A 3,762-nucleotide genomic window follows, 5' to 3' on the forward strand; every position below is an offset into this window, starting at 1 on the left:
ACAAGCTCGTTGACATTCTTCACGCGAATGTCAACGACCCTCACGACTCTCCGTCACCACCGAAAGTGAGACAGGGCCGTTAAATTGACACACCCCGCGTCTATCGAGTAGTGGGGGCGATGAGTTCGGTGACGGGCTTTGCTGCTGCCCGGGTGATGCCGAGATGCTCACGTGGCAGGAGCCTCATGGGCAAGGCGGGCGCTGATCTTCTTGTCGAGCCCTGCCATGGTGCGGTCGAAGGCGTGCTCGAGGTCCACGTTGTGGAGGTGGGCCAGGATGAGTACCGACCACAGGCAGTCGGCAAGCTCGTGCTCCAGTGCGGCCCGGCCGCCTGGGTTCGCTCGTGCTCCTTCTTCGGCCATGACGAGTTTGGCCAGGTCGCCGACGTCGCCCATGAAGCCCAGCATGAATTCACTGCGTGTCCAGACGCGGCCGCGCTCACGGCGGTTCAGTTCGTCGTATAGGCCGTGGATGCGTATGGCCTGGTGCTTCAGGCGGTCGAGGTCCATGAAGTCTGTCCCTTCTGGGGCGTGTGCTGATGAGGAAGGAGGCTGTGCTCGGTCTCCTGGTCTGCCTGGCACGAGGAGGACCGGGAGAGGAACTCGCACTTGCTGATGTGGTGCGGGCAAGGACTCTGTGTCATTGACAGGGGCGGGCGCGAGTCCACGCGTTTAGAGCGAGAAGTATCGGCCCAGTACTTGGTGCAGGTAGTCCGCGCAGGGGCCGAGACGGGTGGCATGCCCGGCCGAGGACACCAGCGCGATCTTGTCGAGTTCGACTGCGTCCTGGCCGGTCCCGGACATGCTGAGGTGTGCATGTTGGCGCTGTGCGAGTGCGCTGGGTCTGGGCGGGGCGAGGAAGTGGAAGCCGAGGCTGCCGAAACGTCTTCCGCGGGTGAGGCCCCAGAGCCGCAACTCGCCGTCGGGGAGGTGGATGCCGGTCTCTTCGGTGAGCTCGCGGGCGGCATGCCGGCGCAGTGCGTCCACGTTCAGGGGCTGTCCGGGCGGCGGCGGTTCGGCCGAGCCCCCGGGCAGCGTCCAGCGGCCGGGTGCCGCCGTGGCGGGGGAGCCGCGCCCGACCACGAGTCCGCCCTCGGTGGGGAGCAGGACCGTGACGAAGACGGAGTCGGGGACATCGTCCGCCGGCCGGAGGTGCCGCAGGGCTCTGTGCCGGTACGTCATTCTCGCCCACCGCACCGTCAGCCGACCGGGGTCCGGTCGGTCGAGCCCGAGGCTCGCGACGAGGGGACCGTCGAAAGTTGCCGGGTTTTGGGCCGTGGTGTGCGCCCAGAGACGGTCGACCTCCTGCTGCTCCCAGGGCGACAGCACGGGTGAAGGATGCTCGACGAGGTCGATTCGTTGCGCGTCGACGAACTCCACGGAAAGCGGTGTCGGGTGCATCGCTGTTCTCTCCTCCTCGTTGAGGGCGCCTTCCGGGCCTTGTTCCGGGGACACGGCCGTCACCAGGTGACGGGGCCCGGGAGTTCGGTGACGGGCTGCGCTGCGGCTTTGGGGATGCCGAGACGCTCGCGGGCGGCATGGACGGTGGCAAGCTGACCGGCGGTTTCCGGGCCCCAGTTGAACAACGCGACGGCCTGCTCGGGGGTGGCCAGGATGCGGGCGTGGGCCTGGCCGGTGGCGAGGGCGGAGCGTACGGGGCCCAGCCGGGTGAGTGTGGCTGCGAAGTGTACGTGGGCGCACGGCTCGGTGGGGTCGAGGAGATGGCCGAGGAACACGGGCTCGTCCAGGTGGGTGGCGGCCTCTTCCGCAGCTTCACGCATGAGCGTGGCCACGGGATCTCCCTGGTCCTGGGTTTCAAGTGTGCCGCCTGGAAGGCAGGCGGCTCCGGTGTCGGGTTTCAGGAGAACGAGGACGCGGCCGTCCGGGGCGAAGGCCCAGGCCCAGCACTGCCGCACCGGCAGGCCCGCCAGCACGGGCCCAGGGCGCCAGGGAAAGTGGTGCTCGACTCGTGCGGTGCGCAGGATGCCGACCCGGTCCAGCACGGTGGGAGCGATCGGAAGGCCATTCTCCAAGAACACGGGGCCGCCGGCGTTGATGCGGGCGCGCAACGCGGACAGGGCGCGGCGGGCGTCGCTCGGCGCCATTAGCGCGTTCAGTGTGGCGGGTTCGACGAGGTCGACGGCGGTGATCTCGTGGCCGGGCAGGCGGATGCTGGCGATCTGCTGGTCGTTCCAGGTGCCGCTGTCGTAGACGTAGAGGATTTCCCCGGGGAACCGCATGGCGGGCGGGGTGCTGGGGGTGTCGGCGGAGACCCAGTCGACGGCGAGGCTGCGGGTGACGGCTGTCGTGATGCCGAGTTCCTCAAGGAGTTCCCGGCTGGCTCCGCGGGAGGGGGATTCGCCTTTGCCGACGGCACCGCCCGGAAGGAGGCAGGTGTTGCGGTAGTCGACGTGCTGGACCAGGACGCGGCCGCGCTGGTCGGTGATCAGCACAGAGGTACCGGCCCACAAGGCGGCCGAGGCGCGCAGGGCGCCGTACTCCTCGTCGGTCATCGACGAGCCCGGTGACTCGTCGGGGTGGGCTGTTGTGGTCATCGTTCTCCGAATGGTCGTGCCGCCACCTGTACGTGCCCGTGCACCGCGGCCCGGCGACCGGCGTCGTTCTGGCGGAGGCTCGGGTCACTATCCTGCGCCGGTAGCCGCCGACCGCCCGCACCACCGCTGCAACAGCGCAGTGCAACACCGAGGCGCGTTGCACCTCTGACCTGCGCTGGAGCGACTAGCGCCGGGGTCTGGCGAGCGCGTTGCATCCGACGCGCTCGCCGGGCCCGGCGTGTCTGCGCCTCCGCTTCCGACGTTTGGCTTTATCGAGCAGTACTACTGCTCGATAAAGCCACTGGAGCATCGGTGGCTATGGTGCCTGGTCATGATCGAGGCCTCTGCTCACGGCGCTGCGTACCTCACGCAGGAAGGGCTCGATGCCCCGGCTGCGCAGGGCCTGCCGCCAGACGTCCCTGGCGGCAGCGACCTCCTCGTTCCGAGCCCATTCCTCGTAGGAAGGGCGGTTCCGCAAGGCTGCCAGCAAGAGACCGATCATGCCGAGGAGCAGGCTTGCCGCGCAGCTTGCGGCGAAGAACCAGCCTGTGGTGAGCAACGCTGAGGCAACCGATGGTTTCGGGTTCGCCATGCTCAGCACGAAGCCGGCAAGCAGGGAGATCACTGCGGCGGTTCCGAAGAGTACGGGGGCAAGGACGGCCATGACCGCAGTTAGCGAGGCACCGGGCCGCTCGGCTGAGGCGCTATTCGTGAGGCGAGCTTCGGATCCATGTGAGTTCCTGAGCCGTTCCCGCACCTCAACGTACTGCGCATACTCGGTCGCCGCGGTCGCCGCGATAAGTTCGGAGGCTGTGAGCGCCATCGTGCGCAGCTGCTCGGCATCGAGGCGTGCCGAGTTGTCAGGGGCTTCTGCGGCGAGTATTTCGTCCAGGGTGCGCTCGAAGTCGTGGCGGTCCTCGGCGAGTAGAACGGGCTTGGCGGGGTGACGCGACCGCTTCTTGGTTTCTGAGGAGCTGAGCCGGTATGGCACAGCCTCGTCGAGGACAGGGGTGCGGCGCGCGAGCGAGGCGATGAGTTGTTGCATGAATGTGTCAGCCATCACCTGTTGCTCCTTCCGCCGGGGCGGGGCCCGGCCCGGGACGCTGATCGAGGACATGAAGCTTCCCCTTGATGTTGGACACCTGGAGACTGGGACGTGAGGTTCCAGAGGAAGTAGTGCCAGGTGGGAAGTAAGAGCAACCGCAGCA

4 protein-coding genes are annotated in these 3,762 nt (G+C 67.8%); all 4 read right to left on the reverse strand.

Annotated elements, in window-relative coordinates; all coding sequences use genetic code 11:
- Window positions 1-167: 167 nt before the first annotated feature.
- On the reverse strand, window positions 168-509 hold the full coding sequence (locus AB0I73_RS40645; protein ID WP_363045412.1) for a MazG nucleotide pyrophosphohydrolase domain-containing protein: 342 nt from the start codon (window positions 507-509) through the stop codon (window positions 168-170).
- Between the two features lie 162 nt (window positions 510-671).
- Entirely contained in the window at window positions 672-1,400 is a 729-nt protein-coding gene (locus AB0I73_RS40650) for an NUDIX domain-containing protein (protein WP_363045413.1), read from the reverse strand.
- Between the two features lie 59 nt (window positions 1,401-1,459).
- Window positions 1,460-2,554 (reverse strand): NUDIX domain-containing protein, encoded by a 1,095-nt coding sequence (locus AB0I73_RS40655; RefSeq protein WP_363045414.1) that lies wholly within the window; start codon window positions 2,552-2,554, stop codon window positions 1,460-1,462.
- 316 nt (window positions 2,555-2,870) lie between these two features.
- Entirely contained in the window at window positions 2,871-3,614 is a 744-nt protein-coding gene (locus tag AB0I73_RS40660) for a hypothetical protein (protein WP_363045415.1), read from the reverse strand.
- Window positions 3,615-3,762: the final 148 nt, after the last annotated feature.

The sequence above is a fragment of the Streptomyces sp. NPDC050388 genome, from assembly GCF_040655635.1.
In the GTDB taxonomy this organism is placed as follows: Bacteria; Actinomycetota; Actinomycetes; order Streptomycetales; family Streptomycetaceae; genus Streptomyces.